We start from the raw sequence: 13472 nt of genomic DNA, 5'->3' as shown, positions 1-13472 counted from the left end.
GCCTTGCGTCCTGCCGTTGCCTTTCCAAGCCATTCGGAGAATGCACCCATGTCCCATAATGACAACAATCCGCAACGATCCGCCAGCCGGCACCGGCCCGCACTGATCGCCATTGCCGTGGCCTTGCTGGCCGCGCTTATCGCCTTTCTGGTCTTCATGCCCGGCACGAACGAGCAGAACGAAGGCATCGCCACCACGCCCCCGCCTGCTGAAACGCCCATCACCAATGCCGAGGGAACCGACGGCACGGCGCCGCCCGTGGTATCCCCCGAGGGAACCCCGCAGATGGAAGAAGGCGAGGTGCGCGGCACCGAAGCCGCACCCGCGGCCGAGGGCGAGGCTGCCGACCAGTAAGACCCGTCTGACGCACTCGTGACCGTCACGAACCGGTGACTTTGCTTTACGCCTTTGCAATAAGCGGGGCGCAACAAGATCCGGTTCAGGACGGCATTCGAGGGCAGGATGAGGATTTTTTCTAAGCTATTGCTTGGCTTTATGTTGGTATTGGCGGTGGCCTGCGCGCGCACGCCTGAACGCGGCGGATACCGCCCCGCGCCCGGTCCCGGCGCCGTTCCGCAATTGGGCGATTCGGCCCCGCATGATTGGGGCGGACGCCACCCCTATGGCCATGCGGTCCACGGCATCGACGTGTCGCGCTGGCAAGGGGACATTGACTGGAACCGCGTCCGTGGCTCGGGGATCAGCTTTGCCTTTATCAAGGCAACTGAAGGGGGCGATCATTACGACCCCAGCTTCCACCGCTATTGGAGAGAGGCCGCAGCAGCCCGGATCCCGCGCGGCGCCTATCACTATTACTATTTCTGCCGCAGTGGGGCAGAGCAGGCGGCATGGTTCATCCGCCAGGTCCCGCGTGAGATCGGATCGCTGCCGCCGGTCATCGACCTGGAATGGACCAATTCCCGGACCTGCCCGTATCGGCCTTCGCCTGCGCAAATCAAGCAGCAGGCCTCCATCTTCATGGACATCGTGGGCCGCCACTATGGTCAGCGGCCGATCATCTATACCACGGTCGATTTCTATCGCGACAACCGGCTGGGCGATATGCGGGCGGAATTCTGGCTGCGTTCGGTCGCGAACCATCCCAGCGTTCCTTATCCCGGCCAGCAGTGGGCGTTCTGGCAATATACCGGCACCGGGATCGTGCCGGGCATTCGAGGCAATACCGACCTCAATGCCTTTGCCGGAACACGGGCGGACTGGGTGCGATGGTTGCAAACACGCCTGACACGGTAAGACCCCGCCTTTGGCTGGGGATCGAGTTCGCGGCGCTCTATATCGGGGCGCCGCTGGCGATTGCGCTGTTCATGCCGGTCCATCTGCTGTTCGAGGCCCTGGCGGTCTTTTCGCTGGTGGGCCTGTTCCTGCTGTGGCGCACCGGCGGCTTCGGGTTCCGGTCCCTTGTCAGGGGGTGGAGCAGGATGCCCTGGCTAGAGGTTCTGGGCCTGTCGGTGGCGACCCTTCTGGCAGGCACGGCGATCCTGTATTTCACCTATCCCGAACGGCTGTTCGCGATGGTGCGATCAGGGATGCTGCCGCTGATCTGGGTCTTTTACCCGATCCTGTCGGCGCTGCCCCAGGAACTGATCTTCCGCCCGCTGTTCTTTCATCGCTATGGGGCGCTGCTTCCATCCGGCCATGGCGCCATTGCCATCAACGCGGCCATCTTTTCGTTCGCGCATCTGATGTATTGGTCGTCGGTCGTGGCGGTGATGACCTTCGTGGGCGGCTGGATCTTTGCACGTGCCTATCTGCGGCACGGCTTTCCGGCGGCCTGGCTGCTGCACGCCCTAGCCGGGAACCTGCTGTTCACCGTTGGCATGGGCGCCTATTTCTACTCTGGCAACGTGGTGCGACCGTTCTAGGGCGGTTGACTTCCCGACCTTGCCGCGCTTGATGCGGGGCGCGGATTATTCGGGGAACGACCATGCACGCCTATCGCAGCCATACCTGCGGCGATCTGACCGCCGCCCATGCCGGGGAAACCGTCCGCCTGTCGGGCTGGGTCCACCGGATCCGCGACCATGGCGGCGTGCTGTTCGTCGATCTGCGCGACCATTACGGCATGACCCAGGTGCTGGCCGACAGCGACAGCCCGGTCCTTGCCGCGATGGACCGCTTGCGCGCCGAAACCGTTATCCGCATCGACGGCCGCGTGAAGCTGCGCGATGCGTCGCTGGTCAATCCCAAGCTGCCCACCGGCGCGATCGAGGTTTATGCCACCGATCTCGAGGTTCTGGGGCCTTCGGACGAACTGCCCTTGCCGGTCTTCGGCGACCAGGAATACCCCGAGGAAACGCGCCTCGCCTATCGCTTCCTGGATCTGCGGCGCGAGTCGCTGCACAACAATATCATGCTGCGGTCGCAGGTGGTGCGGTCGATCCGCAACCGGATGTGGGACCAGGGCTTCACAGAATTCCAGACGCCGATCATCACGGCTTCCTCGCCCGAAGGCGCGCGCGACTTCCTGGTGCCTTCGCGCCTGCATCCGGGCAAGTTCTATGCCCTGCCGCAGGCCCCCCAGCAGTTCAAGCAGCTGATCATGGTCGCGGGCTTCGACAAGTATTTCCAGATCGCGCCCTGCTTCCGCGATGAAGACCCCCGCGCCGACCGCAGCCCCACCGATTTCTATCAGCTCGACCTGGAAATGTCCTTTGTCGATCAGGAGGATGTGTTCGCGGCGATCCAGCCCGTCATTCAAGGTCTGTTCGAGGAGTTCGGAAAAGGCCGTCCGGTGGATGCGAACTGGCCGCGCATCCCCTATGCGGAAGCCCTGCTGAAATACGGCAGCGACAAGCCCGACCTCCGCAACCCGATCGAGATGCAGGTGGTCAGCGACCATTTCCGCGGTTCCGGCTTCGGCATCTTCGCCAAGCTGCTGGAACAGGAAGGCACCGAGGTCCGTGCCATCCCCGCCCCCACCGGCGGCAGCCGCAAGTTCGCCGACCGCATGAACGCCTTCGCACAACGCGAAGGGTTGCCGGGGATGGGCTATATCTTCTGGCGGAAGGCCGAGGATGGTTCGACCGAGGCTGCCGGCCCCATCGCCAAGGCCTTGGGCGTCGAGCCGACCGAGGCGATCCGCCAGCAGCTTGGCTTGGGCGAGGGCGATGCCGTCTTCTTCCTGGGCGGCAAGCCCGAGCAGTTCGAGGCCGTCGCGGGCCGGGCCCGCAACGAGATCGGCCGAGAGCTTGGCCTGACCCAGGAAAACCAGTTCAAGTTCGCCTGGATCGTCGATTTCCCGATGTACGAAAAGACCGACGACGGCAAGATCGACTTCAGCCACAATCCGTTCTCGATGCCGCAGGGCGGGCTTGATGCGCTGAACGGCGACCCCTTGCAGGTCAAGGGCTATCAATACGACCTCGCCTGCAACGGCTATGAACTGATTTCCGGCGCGATCCGCAACCACAAGCCGGAAATCATGTTCAAGGCCTTCGAACTGGCGGGCTATCCGGCGTCCGAGGTGGAAAAACGCTTCGGCGGCATGGTCAAGGCCTTCCGCTATGGCGCGCCGCCGCACGGGGGCTGTGCTGCGGGCATCGACCGGATCGTGATGCTGCTGGCGGACGAGGCGAACATCCGTCAGGTCATCATGTTCCCGATGAACCAACGGGCCGAGGATCTGATGATGGGCGCGCCCTCTGAACCCACCAACGAACAGTTGCGCGACCTGCGCCTGCGCCCCCTGCCGAAAGAGTGATCTGACATTCGCCCTTTGCGTGCATAACCTTGGCGCGGGGGATCGCCCCCGCACTGCAAGGGGGCGCGAATGCCGGCATATCCCGAACTGGCTGCGATCCGGCTTGGCTATGGACTGTCGCCCTGGGCCGATCCGCCCGCCGATCCGGTGGCTTGGGTCGAATCGGTGGCATCCGCCGCTCCAGACGGCGATGCCTTTTCAATGGCGCGCGATTACCTGCCCCATCGGACGCGCTATGCCGACCTGAACCGCCAGGGCGCGCAGCAAGACCCGGCGGCCTTGCAGGCGGTAAAGGACATCATGCGCGACATCGGCCTGCGTGCGCCCCGTATCAGGGTTGCGCGGGCGGTGGGCGACGGCGGCTTTGGCGAACGGCTGGTCCAGTTCTGGGCCGATCACTTCACCGTCACGGCGGGCAACCTGTTCGACAGCATTTCCGCCGCCGCCTTTGTGGACGAGGCGATCCGCCCGCACCTGTTGGGCCGTTTCGCCGACCTGATGGTTGCCGCCGAAACCCATCCCCGGATGATCGCCTATCTGGACCAAGCGCTTTCGGTCGGGCCAAGTTCCCCGGCAGGAAAGCGCGGGCGCGGCGTCAATGAAAACCTGGCCCGGGAAATGATCGAATTGCACAGCCTGGGGGCCGGGTCCGGCTATTCTCAGCGCGACGTGCGGCAACTGGCGCTACTGTTGACCGGCCTCACCTTCCGGCCGAACCGGGACGCCACGGCATTCTTCAACAAGAACTGGGCAGAGCCGGGCGCCTTTCAGGTTCTGGGCAAGACCTATGACCGGGGCGAAGGGCAGGGGGCAATCCTGCAGGCGATCCATGACCTTGCGGAGCATCCGGCGACTGCCCGGCACATCGCGCGCAAGCTGGCGGCGCATTTCGTGTCCGACGATCCGCCCGACAGCCTGATCAAGCGGCTGGCCCAGGTTTTCCAGGACAGCGGGGGCGATCTGCCGTCCCTTTATCTGGCGCTGGCAGAAGCACCGGAACTGCAAGACTGTTTCCGGCAGAAGGTCCGCCAGCCCTTCGATTACATCGTGGCGGCGTTGCGCGCCTGTGGCATCCGGCCCGGAAACATCATGGCACTGGACCAACCCGTCTTTCAGAACCAACTGCTGAGCGGCATGGCGGGAATGGGCATGAGATGGGGCAGCCCGCGCGGTCCCGACGGCTGGCCCGAGGATGCGGCGGCCTGGGCCACCGCGCAGGGGCTGGCCGGGCGGATCGACTGGACGATGCGCCGGCTGCCCAAGCTGCGCCCGGACCTGCCCGACCCCCGCGATGTGCTTCAGACCGCCCTTGGGGACACGGCGTCCGATACGCTGCGCCAGGCCGTGCCGCGCGCCGAAAGCCCGGCCGAGGGGCTGGCCCTGATCCTCGCCTCGCCCGATTTCAACCGGAGATGACGCGATGCTGTCCCGCCGCCTGTTCCTGAAATCCACGGCCCTGATCGGCTGTTCGGCCGCGGCCCATCCGCTGCTGTCCCCGATCGCCTTCGCCTCCATGCCGGGCGACAACCGCCTGGTCGTCATCATCCTGCGCGGCGCGATGGACGGGCTGGACGTGTTCCAGCCTTATGGCGATCCCAGCCTGCGAACCTTGCGCAAGACCCTGTCGACGGGGCCGGAAGGGGGCGCGCATGACCTGGACGGGTTCTTCGCCCTGCACCCGGCACTGGCCCCGCTGATGCCTTTGTGGCAGGCGGGCGAGCTGGCCTTTGCGCCTGCCGTATCCACCCCATACCGCGACAAGCGCAGCCATTTCGACGGCCAGGATATGCTGGAAGCGGGGACTGGCACCGATGTGGACGCCATGCGCCTGCGCGACGGCTGGCTGAACCGGCTGTTGCAGGCCATGCCGGGGGTGCAATCGGAAACCGCCTATTCGGTGGGTCTGGATGATATGCGCATCCTGGACGGCGCCGCACCCGCTAAAAGCTGGGCACCCCAGACGCGCTTTCGCCTGTCGGCGCAGGGGCAAAGGCTGCTGGCCCATGTTTGGCACGACGATCCGCTGTTCCGGCCAGCGGGCGAACAGGCCATCGAGATCATCAACGACGATCTTGTCCGGGTCGAAACCGACGACGGCCCCACCCGCGACGCCCAGGCGCTGGCACGGTTCACCGCCGACCGCCTGAATGGCGAGACGCGCATTGCCAGTTTCTCGATATCGGGCTGGGACAGCCATGCGCGCCAAGGTCCGGTGATCGACCGCGCCCTGCAGCGGCTGGGTGCGGCGATCCTGACGCTGCGCGCCGATCTTGGCGCGAACTGGCGGCGTACGACGGTGCTGGCGATGACGGAGTTCGGCCGCACCGTGCGCGAAAACGGCACAGGCGGCACCGATCACGGCACCGGGGGCGCGATGCTGGTGGCGGGCGGCAACATCCGGGGCGGGCGCGCGCTTGGCGGCTGGCCGGGCCTGGCCGAGGGCGACCTGTATGCCGGGCGCGACCTGATGCCCTTGCGCGATATCCGTGCTCATGCCGCCTGGGTCATGCGGGATCTGTTCGACATTCCGCGCGATGTGCTGGAACGCAGCGTCTTTCCCGGCCTCGACCTGGGGGACAATCCGCGCATCCTGGCCTGACAGCCGTCACATGCTGGCGACGCGGGCCAGCCTTTCCTGCACCAGCCCGCTGATCCGTGCCAGGTCGCTTGCCAGGGAATGCCCTGCATTGTGGTCGCGGGCCAGGGCCGTGGCCGCAGCTTCCAGCACCGGGTCATGGGCGGATCGTGCAATGCCCGCCAGGAAATGCGCGATGTAATCGACCGCCGCCGTATCCTGGGCGGTGGACAGGATCTCGGCCACATGGGCCAGATCGTCGCGCAACCCAGACGGATCGGGCTGGATCACCTCATCCGGCAGGATGCGCAGGCCGGTGCCGCGCGCCTCGACCGGCAGGGCCGACAAGATGGTCTGCTGGAACACGGCCAGGCTTTCGATGGGCTTGGGCAGGAACCCGTCCGCCCCCGCCGCCAAGGCGGTATCGGCCAGGTCGGGATCGCCGGATATGCCCAGCAACACCGGCACCCGGGGTTCGGTCGTGGCGATCTGGCGGATCAGGTCGGCGCCATTGCCGTCGGGAAGGCCCAGATCGACGATCACCACCGCCGGGCGATAGGTTTGCAGGTGCCGCGCGGCCGAACGCAGGCAATCGGCCCGCCGGATCCGGGCGCCTGACCGCAGGCAAAGCAGCCGCACGGCCTCGCTGGCAAAGCGCGAATCCTCGACCACCAGCACCGTCAGGCCCGTCAGAGGCCGGTTGGGCAGCGACACCCGCCACATGGGCAAGGCGTCGATCATGGCGGGCACGATGTCGTTCTGCATGTCATATCCCCTACCGATGTCGCCCTGTCAGTTAGCCGCCGATTCGCTAAGAAGCGGTTAACGCCGTGGGGTTTTCCTTTCGCCGCCGCCCCGAAACCCCTAGAACCACGCAAAACCCGGAGGAAATGATGATCGGACGCCTGAATCACGTGGCCATTGCGGTTCCCGACCTAACCGCCGCCGCAGCCCAATACGCAGGCACGCTGGGCGCCAGGGTGGGCGCCCCCCAGGACGAGCCAGACCACGGCGTGACGGTCGTGTTCATCGAACTGCCCAATACCAAGATCGAACTGCTGTATCCCCTGGGAGATGACAGCCCGATCAAGGGATTCCTGGACAAGAATCCGTCAGGCGGCATTCATCACATCTGCTATGAGGTGGACGACATCCTGGCCGCCCGCGACCGCCTGAAATCCGAAGGCGCGCGCGTCCTAGGCAGCGGAGAACCCAAGATCGGTGCCCATGGCAAGCCCGTGCTGTTCCTGCATCCCAAGGACTTCAACGGCTGCCTGATCGAATTGGAGCAAGTCTGATGAACCTGACCGGAGGCATCGTCCTGTACGCCGTATTGTGGTTCCTGACGCTGTTCATCGTCGTCCTGATCGGGCAGCGCAGCCAGCAGGACGCGGGCGAAGTCGTGCCCGGCACCCCTGCGGGCGCGCCAGCCGACCTGCGGTTGCGGGGCAAGCTGATCTGGACCACGGTGATTGCGGGACTCATCTGGGCGGTGCTCGCCTATGTGATCCTGGGCGGGCTAATCACCCGCGCGGATGTCGCGAACCTGGACCGGATGTTCCGCTGATAAGATGGAACAGATGCGTAAAAGCCGCTGCCGCCAGCAGCGGCACCGCGATGTTGACCAGGGGAATCACCAGGGCGATGGCGATCAGAACCCCTGCCAGCGTCACGCGCCCCGCATTGGCGCGGCGTAACGCGGTCGCCCCGGGTTCGTCCATGTGGCGGCGCGCCGCCATCTGAAAGAACTCGCGCCCCAACAGCCAGCCGTTCGCGGTGAACAGCAGCACCGGCGCCAGCGGACCCAGGCCGGGCGTCAGGAACAGCGACACCACCGCCACCGCAAGAATCGCGGCCACCACGGCTACCGATTCCAGCAGCCCGTCCAGGAAATCCAGCGACGCGCCGCGTCGGGCGGGATAATGCACTTCCTCGACCACGTCGGCTACGCGTTCGGCGAAAAGGCCTGCAAAGCCCGCCGCGACCGGGGCCATCAGAAAGAACCCCATCAGCGGAAACAGCGCCAGCGTTCCCCAGGACAGGGCCGCCCCGACATCCAGCGTACCGATCCAGGGCAGCACCAGGTCGCCCGGGACAAGGGTGCGGACCACCCAGAACAGCGCCGATTGCAAGACCACGAACAGCAGGATCGTCAGCGCGATCCCCATCAAGGCCAGCCGCAGGATCCGGGGCCGCAGCAGGTCCATCCAGGCCAGGACCAGGGCGCGTGAAACGATCATTCCGGCCAGCTTGTCTTGGTGGCGACATCGGGACGGGGGCGTTCGGGCGGAGTGTCCCCCCGGCTGCCCAGATGGACCAGCCCCACGATCCGTTCGCTGTCCGACAGGCCCAGGTGGCTGCGCCCGAAGGTCTCGTCCAGGACCGCGGGCCCGGTCAGCCATGCTGCCCCCCAGCCCGAGGCAAGCGCCGCATTCACCAGCCCCAGGCAGACCGCGCCCGCCGACAGGAACTGTTCCCACGCCGGCACCTTGTCGCTGGCGACCGGCGCCGACACCACCGCCACGATCACCGGGGACGTGAAGGCCGATGCCGCCTTGTCGGCCGCCGCCCCGTCCTGGCCCGCAGCCAGCACCTGGTCGCGCAGGATCGGCGCCAAGCGATCCAGCACGGCGCGTTCCAGCACGATGAATCGCCAGGGCTCCAGCTTGCCGTGGTCCGGGGTGCGGGCGGCCAGGGTAAGCAGGCGCAGGATCTCGGCCCGGTCTGGGGCGGGTTCGCGCAGCATCTTGGGGGGATGCGACCGGCGCGTCGCCAGGAAATCGAGTGCGGCATCGTTGCGATAGGTCATGGCAGTCTCCTTCCCTTCCGTTCTTTTACGAAAGCGGCGGGCCGCGCAACCTAGCCCCGCTCGATCCGGTAGTTTCCTTCGGGCAGGTTCAGTGCTAGGCGCAGTTCGGTCAGTTGGTGCATCGACAGGGTGATGCGAACCACCTCGTCATCGGGACCGACCTGTTCCAGCACCACGCGATCGTCGAAGGACAGGATAACCACATCCTCGTTTAGGGGGCCGGTGTTGGGGTCGGCCTCGTCGATCAGAGTGATGACGGTGGCGTCGAAATCATGCTCGATGGTAAACATCGCGGGCCTCCTTGTTTCCTGCCGACATTCGCGTGATGTGACGCCATGGGCAAGCGGGCAGGGTTTGCGTGGGTTTTCACGACCGGTTAAGATCGGCGCAAAGCAGAGGTAACGACCGCGCCGGGACAAGGCGCGGCATCGGGGCAAAGGGCAGGCAATGAAGCGGGTCACGGCAATCTTGGGGGCGGGACTTCTGGGCATCGCGGCCTGCGCGCCGGTTCCGATGGAACCCGTGACCATTCCGACCGGTCCTTATGGCGCGCCCCAGTCCCAACCCGCGCCGGTCCTGACCAATGACGGCACCCCGCAATCCACGGCCCGTATGTTCGTGGCCGTGATGCGGCGGATGGAACCGGCAGTGGAGCGCGAATGCCTGCAACGCCGCACCCAGCCCATCAACTGCGATTTCCAGTTCGTCGTGGACGATCGCCCGGGGCAGGAAGCCAATGCCTTCCAGACCATCGATGCCAGCGGCCGTCCGATCATCGGCTTTACCCTGTCGCTGATCGCCCAGACCCGTAACGGCGACGAGATCGCCTTTGTGGTGGGTCACGAGGCCAGCCATCACATCCTGAACCATCTGGATCGAAAGGCCGGGGCCGCTGCCGCAGGGGCGGTGATTCTGGGCAGCATCGCCTCGGTTTACGGCAATAACCAGGAAGCAATCGAAACCGCGCAACGCATCGGTGCCTCTGTCGGGTCGCGCTATTATTCCCGCGACTGGGAACTTCAGGCAGATTACCTGGGCGCCGTCATGACGCTGAACGCGGGCTTCGACCCAATCAACGGATCCCGATTCTTTGAACGAATCCCCGATCCCGGCGACCATATCCTTGGCACCCATCCCCCTCGGGCGGCTCGCTTGGCCCAGGTTCGCCGTGCCGTTGCGGATGTCCAAAGCGGACGAATACGCTGAGATTTCATAAATCCGTGAAGATGCGGCATTAATGCCACATCCAGCAATACGCGACGTATCTCATTGCCCTAGGGGAAACTTGCCTTGCTGAAAGCACGAAAAAATCGTTACGGAATATCAGCGCGTTATTAGAAATGCCAAATGTCCCCAAGTGCGGCAGCAGAAATATTTCTCGGTGGATGAAAAAAAAGCTGCTAGAGCAGAGGAATTCTGCTTTTGTAGTCATTACCATGCACATAAAGTGCAATTGTATTTGACCAAGTTGACGCGATGCTCCGGCATCCGTTTGGAGTGTCGGAATGATCGGCGTAGTTGTGTGGAGCAGTGCGGAACGTGAAAAGGCGGTGATCTGGTGCGAAGATCATGCGGCCTTGGCGTATCTGCAAGGACGCGAGAATCTTGCCCATCCTGCCTGCTGGCCCCAGCCCGGCGATCTGGTGGAATTGGAAAGCGAGGTCATAGGCGCGTTGCGCAATGCCCGTCGTGTCACGATGCTGTCCGAACAGGAATTCGCACATCTGCCCGCCATGCTGCGTGCCACCACCCCACCGGCCGAGCCGCATCTGCGAATCGTATCCTCGGCCCCTGAGGCGCGCGAGCAGTTGGCGACCCAGCCAGAGCTTCGGATCGCCGCCGGCTAACCCGCCTCAGATCCCCCGCGACAAGGCGGCTACGCCGGTGCGGGCCAAGTCGGCCAGCCCCAGGGGTCGCATCAGGTCGGCAAAGGCATCCAGCTTGGTCGGCGTTCCGACCAGTTCGAAGACAAAGCTTTCCAGCGTCGAATCGACGACATTGGCGCGGAAGATTTCCGCGATGCGCAGGGCCTCGACCCGCTTTTCGCCCTGGCCGCGCACTTTGAACAGGCCCAGTTCCCGTTCCACTGCCGGACCCTCGACCGTCAGGTCGTGAACCTCGTGGACCGGCACGATCCGGCCCAGTTGCGCCTTCACCTGCGCGATCACGGCAGGCGTGCCGCGCGTCACCAGCGTGATTCGCGACCGATGGCCGGTGTGATCCACCTCGGCCACCGTCAGGCTGTCGATGTTATAGCCGCGCCCGGAAAACAGCCCGATCACGCGGGCCAGCACGCCTGGTTCGTTCTCGACCAGCACGGCCAGGGTATGGCTTTCCTCGACCTGCGAATTGGGGTCGCGCAAGTCATAGGCCGAATGGCTGGATGCACCCTTGTGAATGTTCAAAGCGTTCATTGTCTTGCCTTCATCTGGCATAAAATATCCAGGGATGCGGGGGCGGCGCCCCCACGCAACGGTCACACCAGCACGGCGCCTTCGGATTCGATCACGCCAAATGTCGCGGCCTCGCCCAGCAGCATTTCGTTATGCGGCTTGCCGGACGGGATCATCGGGAAGCAGTTTTCGTGCTTTTCGACCAGCACATCCAGAATGAACGGCCCGTCGTAATCCAGCATCTGCTGGATGGCGTCATCCAGATCCTTGGGATCCCTGACCACCGCGCCCTTGCAGCCAAAAGCCTCGGCCAGCTTGACGAAATCGGGCAGGCTGTCGGACCAGCTCTGGCTGTAGCGTTCGCCATGCAGCAGTTGCTGCCATTGACGGACCATGCCCAGGCGTTCGTTGTTCAGGATGAACTGCTTGACGGGAAGGCGGAACTGCACCGCCGTGCCCATTTCCTGCATGTTCATCAGCCAGCTTGCATCGCCCGCGACGTTGATCACCAGGGCATCCGGGTGTGCCATCTGCACGCCGATGCTGGCGGGCAGTCCATACCCCATGGTCCCCAGCCCGCCCGAGGTCATCCAGCGATTCGGCTGGTCGAAATGCAGGTATTGCGCGGCCCACATCTGGTGCTGGCCGACCTCGGTCGCGATATAGCGGTCGCGGCCCTTGGTCAGCGCCTCCAGCCGTTCCAGGGCGTATTGCGGTTTGATGATCGTGTCGCTGTTGCGATAGGACAGGCAATTCTTGGATTTCCAGCCCTCGATCTGCTGCCACCACTGGTTCAGCGCGGCGCTGTTGGTCTTGCGGCCGCGCGATTTCCAGACCTTCAGCAAATCCTCGAGAACGTGACCCACATCGCCAACGATGGGGATGTCCACCCGGACCACCTTGTTGATGCTGGACGGGTCGATGTCGATATGCGCCTTGATCGAATGGGGGCTGAAATCGGCGATGCGCCCGGTGATCCGGTCGTCGAAACGCGCACCGATGTTGATCATCAGGTCGCAGCCGTGCATGGCCAGGTTCGCCTCGTACAAGCCGTGCATTCCCAGCATACCCAGCCAGTTCCGCCCTGATGCCGGATAGGCCCCCAGACCCATCAGGGTCGAGGTCACGGGAAAGCCCGTCGCTTCGGCCAGTTCACGCAAAAGCTGGCTGGCCCCCGGGCCAGAGTTGATCACCCCGCCGCCGGTATAAAGGATCGGTCGTTCTGCGCCCTCGATCAGCTCGACCAGGCGGGTGATGGCGGCAATGTCGCCCTTGCGGATCGGCTGGTAGCGCCCCGGCTCGATCTGCTTGGGGCCGACATAGGTGCCGGTCGCGAACTGCACGTCCTTCGGGATATCGACCAGCACCGGGCCCGGACGGCCCGAAGTCGCAACCTGGAAGGCCTTGTGGATCGTCCCGGCCAGCTTGTCGGTGTCCTTGACCAGCCAGTTGTGCTTGGTGCAGGGCCGGGTGATGCCGACGGTGTCGGCTTCCTGGAAACCGTCGGTGCCGATCATGAAGGTCGGAACCTGGCCCGACAGGACGATCAGCGGGATCGAATCCAGCAGCGCATCCGTCAGTCCGGTCACGGCATTCGTGGCCCCCGGACCCGACGTGACCAGCACGACACCCGGCTTGCCCGTGGACCGGGCATAGCCTTCGGCCATGTGGACCGCGCCCTGTTCGTGACGGACCAGAACATGGGTGATGTCGTTCTGCTGGAAAATCTCGTCATAGATGGGTAGTACCGCCCCGCCCGGATAGCCGAATACCGTATCGACGCCTTGATCACGCAAGGCTTCGACAACCATTCTCGCACCCGTCATCATTCGGGACATCATTTCTCTCCATCAGGACCAAGCGGACGCGAGGGGAATCCCGCCTGCGCGTCGGCGCAAACTATGGACCTGTCAGGGCAGGGTCAATGGGGGTTCGCGGAGAAAATGACGCGTTCCGACTGATTTTTGTAATTTT

At 64.5% G+C, this 13472-nt stretch carries 16 protein-coding genes; 10 read left to right on the top strand and 6 right to left on the bottom strand.

Annotated features, from left to right (window positions below; translation table 11 throughout):
- Positions 1 to 48: 48 nt before the first annotated feature.
- The 6 genes from Q5701_RS10010 (at position 49) to Q5701_RS09985 (ending at position 6320) form a co-directional block, all read left to right on the top strand.
- The gene (locus tag Q5701_RS10010; protein WP_306755079.1) at positions 49 to 354 is read left to right on the top strand and encodes a hypothetical protein; all 306 of its coding nucleotides are present in this window, start codon (positions 49 to 51) and stop codon (positions 352 to 354) included.
- A gap of 141 nt (positions 355 to 495) precedes the next feature.
- The gene (locus Q5701_RS10005; RefSeq protein WP_306755078.1) at positions 496 to 1254 is read left to right on the top strand and encodes a glycoside hydrolase family 25 protein; all 759 of its coding nucleotides are present in this window, start codon (positions 496 to 498) and stop codon (positions 1252 to 1254) included.
- Positions 1227 to 1883, top strand: coding sequence for a CPBP family glutamic-type intramembrane protease (locus Q5701_RS10000; RefSeq protein ID WP_306755077.1), 657 nt, complete (start codon positions 1227 to 1229; stop codon positions 1881 to 1883). The genes Q5701_RS10005 and Q5701_RS10000 overlap by 28 nt, the downstream gene beginning before the upstream one ends.
- A 62-nt stretch (positions 1884 to 1945) precedes the next feature.
- Positions 1946 to 3721, top strand: a complete 1776-nt coding sequence (gene aspS / locus Q5701_RS09995; protein WP_306755075.1) for an aspartate--tRNA ligase — start codon at positions 1946 to 1948, stop codon at positions 3719 to 3721.
- A gap of 69 nt (positions 3722 to 3790) precedes the next feature.
- Positions 3791 to 5137, top strand: a complete 1347-nt coding sequence (locus Q5701_RS09990; protein ID WP_306755073.1) for a DUF1800 domain-containing protein — start codon at positions 3791 to 3793, stop codon at positions 5135 to 5137.
- A 4-nt stretch (positions 5138 to 5141) separates the two neighbouring features.
- Complete coding sequence (locus Q5701_RS09985) at positions 5142 to 6320, top strand: DUF1501 domain-containing protein (protein WP_306755072.1); 1179 nt, start codon at positions 5142 to 5144, stop codon at positions 6318 to 6320.
- Positions 6321 to 6326: 6 nt separating this feature from the next.
- Here Q5701_RS09985 and Q5701_RS09980 read toward each other — a convergent pair whose 3' ends face one another.
- Positions 6327 to 7037: a response regulator gene (locus tag Q5701_RS09980; RefSeq protein ID WP_306755390.1), complete on the bottom strand. Its 711-nt coding sequence runs from the start codon at positions 7035 to 7037 to the stop codon at positions 6327 to 6329.
- A 152-nt stretch (positions 7038 to 7189) separates the two neighbouring features.
- On the opposite strand from Q5701_RS09980, the gene mce reads away from it, so the two are divergent.
- Positions 7190 to 7594: a methylmalonyl-CoA epimerase gene (gene mce / locus Q5701_RS09975; RefSeq protein ID WP_306755389.1), complete on the top strand. Its 405-nt coding sequence runs from the start codon at positions 7190 to 7192 to the stop codon at positions 7592 to 7594.
- Positions 7594 to 7863, top strand: coding sequence for a DUF1467 family protein (locus Q5701_RS09970; protein ID WP_306755071.1), 270 nt, complete (start codon positions 7594 to 7596; stop codon positions 7861 to 7863). Before mce ends, Q5701_RS09970 begins: the two co-directional genes overlap by 1 nt.
- Here Q5701_RS09970 and Q5701_RS09965 read toward each other — a convergent pair.
- Genes Q5701_RS09965 through Q5701_RS09955 form a run of 3 tightly spaced genes read right to left on the bottom strand, consistent with a single transcriptional unit; the run spans position 7820 to position 9395 of the window.
- Positions 7820 to 8536, bottom strand: a complete 717-nt coding sequence (locus tag Q5701_RS09965) for an EI24 domain-containing protein (protein WP_306755070.1) — start codon at positions 8534 to 8536, stop codon at positions 7820 to 7822. The genes Q5701_RS09970 and Q5701_RS09965 overlap by 44 nt on opposite strands.
- Positions 8533 to 9105 carry a nitroreductase family protein gene (locus tag Q5701_RS09960; RefSeq protein WP_306755069.1) on the bottom strand — a complete coding sequence of 191 codons (573 nt, stop codon included), beginning with the start codon at positions 9103 to 9105 and terminating at the stop codon, positions 8533 to 8535. Before Q5701_RS09960 ends, Q5701_RS09965 begins: the two co-directional genes overlap by 4 nt.
- A 50-nt stretch (positions 9106 to 9155) precedes the next feature.
- Positions 9156 to 9395 carry a DUF8831 family protein gene (locus tag Q5701_RS09955; protein ID WP_234853775.1) on the bottom strand — a complete coding sequence of 80 codons (240 nt, stop codon included), beginning with the start codon at positions 9393 to 9395 and terminating at the stop codon, positions 9156 to 9158.
- A gap of 157 nt (positions 9396 to 9552) precedes the next feature.
- On the opposite strand from Q5701_RS09955, the gene Q5701_RS09950 reads away from it, so the two are divergent.
- Together Q5701_RS09950 and Q5701_RS09945 are read left to right on the top strand one after the other, a co-directional pair.
- Positions 9553 to 10311 (top strand): M48 family metallopeptidase, encoded by a 759-nt coding sequence (locus tag Q5701_RS09950; RefSeq protein WP_306755068.1) that lies wholly within the window; start codon positions 9553 to 9555, stop codon positions 10309 to 10311.
- Positions 10312 to 10610: 299 nt separating this feature from the next.
- Positions 10611 to 10952 carry a hypothetical protein gene (locus tag Q5701_RS09945; protein ID WP_306755067.1) on the top strand — a complete coding sequence of 114 codons (342 nt, stop codon included), beginning with the start codon at positions 10611 to 10613 and terminating at the stop codon, positions 10950 to 10952.
- A 6-nt stretch (positions 10953 to 10958) separates the two neighbouring features.
- Here Q5701_RS09945 and ilvN read toward each other — a convergent pair whose 3' ends face one another.
- Positions 10959 to 11519 carry an acetolactate synthase small subunit gene (ilvN, locus tag Q5701_RS09940; RefSeq protein WP_306755066.1) on the bottom strand — a complete coding sequence of 187 codons (561 nt, stop codon included), beginning with the start codon at positions 11517 to 11519 and terminating at the stop codon, positions 10959 to 10961.
- 62 nt (positions 11520 to 11581) lie between these two features.
- Positions 11582 to 13336 (bottom strand): acetolactate synthase 3 large subunit, encoded by a 1755-nt coding sequence (locus tag Q5701_RS09935; protein WP_306755388.1) that lies wholly within the window; start codon positions 13334 to 13336, stop codon positions 11582 to 11584.
- Positions 13337 to 13472 lie beyond the last annotated feature (136 nt).

The sequence above is a fragment of the Paracoccus actinidiae genome, from assembly GCF_030863885.1.
In the GTDB taxonomy this organism is placed as follows: Bacteria; Pseudomonadota; Alphaproteobacteria; order Rhodobacterales; family Rhodobacteraceae; genus Paracoccus; species Paracoccus everestensis.
This window is presented reverse-complemented; position numbering and strand designations above follow the sequence as displayed.

Bases quoted from the DNA above. Each gene is read 5' to 3' on its own strand.
- Q5701_RS09970 (WP_306755071.1), top strand. From the start codon at position 7,594: ATGAACCTGACCGGAGGCATCGTCCTGTACGCCGTATTGTGGTTCCTG.
- Q5701_RS09935 (WP_306755388.1), bottom strand. From the start codon at position 13,336: ATGTCCCGAATGATGACGGGTGCGAGAATGGTTGTCGAAGCCTTGCGT.
- mce (WP_306755389.1), top strand. From the start codon at position 7,190: ATGATCGGACGCCTGAATCACGTGGCCATTGCGGTTCCCGACCTAACC.
- Q5701_RS10005 (WP_306755078.1), top strand. From the start codon at position 496: ATGTTGGTATTGGCGGTGGCCTGCGCGCGCACGCCTGAACGCGGCGGA.
- aspS (WP_306755075.1), top strand. From the start codon at position 1,946: ATGCACGCCTATCGCAGCCATACCTGCGGCGATCTGACCGCCGCCCAT.
- Q5701_RS09985 (WP_306755072.1), top strand. From the start codon at position 5,142: ATGCTGTCCCGCCGCCTGTTCCTGAAATCCACGGCCCTGATCGGCTGT.
- Q5701_RS09950 (WP_306755068.1), top strand. From the start codon at position 9,553: ATGAAGCGGGTCACGGCAATCTTGGGGGCGGGACTTCTGGGCATCGCG.
- Q5701_RS09955 (WP_234853775.1), bottom strand. From the start codon at position 9,395: ATGTTTACCATCGAGCATGATTTCGACGCCACCGTCATCACTCTGATC.
- Q5701_RS09965 (WP_306755070.1), bottom strand. From the start codon at position 8,536: ATGATCGTTTCACGCGCCCTGGTCCTGGCCTGGATGGACCTGCTGCGG.
- Q5701_RS09960 (WP_306755069.1), bottom strand. From the start codon at position 9,105: ATGACCTATCGCAACGATGCCGCACTCGATTTCCTGGCGACGCGCCGG.
- Q5701_RS10010 (WP_306755079.1), top strand. From the start codon at position 49: ATGTCCCATAATGACAACAATCCGCAACGATCCGCCAGCCGGCACCGG.
- Q5701_RS09990 (WP_306755073.1), top strand. From the start codon at position 3,791: ATGCCGGCATATCCCGAACTGGCTGCGATCCGGCTTGGCTATGGACTG.
- Q5701_RS09945 (WP_306755067.1), top strand. From the start codon at position 10,611: ATGATCGGCGTAGTTGTGTGGAGCAGTGCGGAACGTGAAAAGGCGGTG.
- ilvN (WP_306755066.1), bottom strand. From the start codon at position 11,519: ATGAACGCTTTGAACATTCACAAGGGTGCATCCAGCCATTCGGCCTAT.
- Q5701_RS10000 (WP_306755077.1), top strand. From the start codon at position 1,227: ATGGTTGCAAACACGCCTGACACGGTAAGACCCCGCCTTTGGCTGGGG.
- Q5701_RS09980 (WP_306755390.1), bottom strand. From the start codon at position 7,037: ATGATCGACGCCTTGCCCATGTGGCGGGTGTCGCTGCCCAACCGGCCT.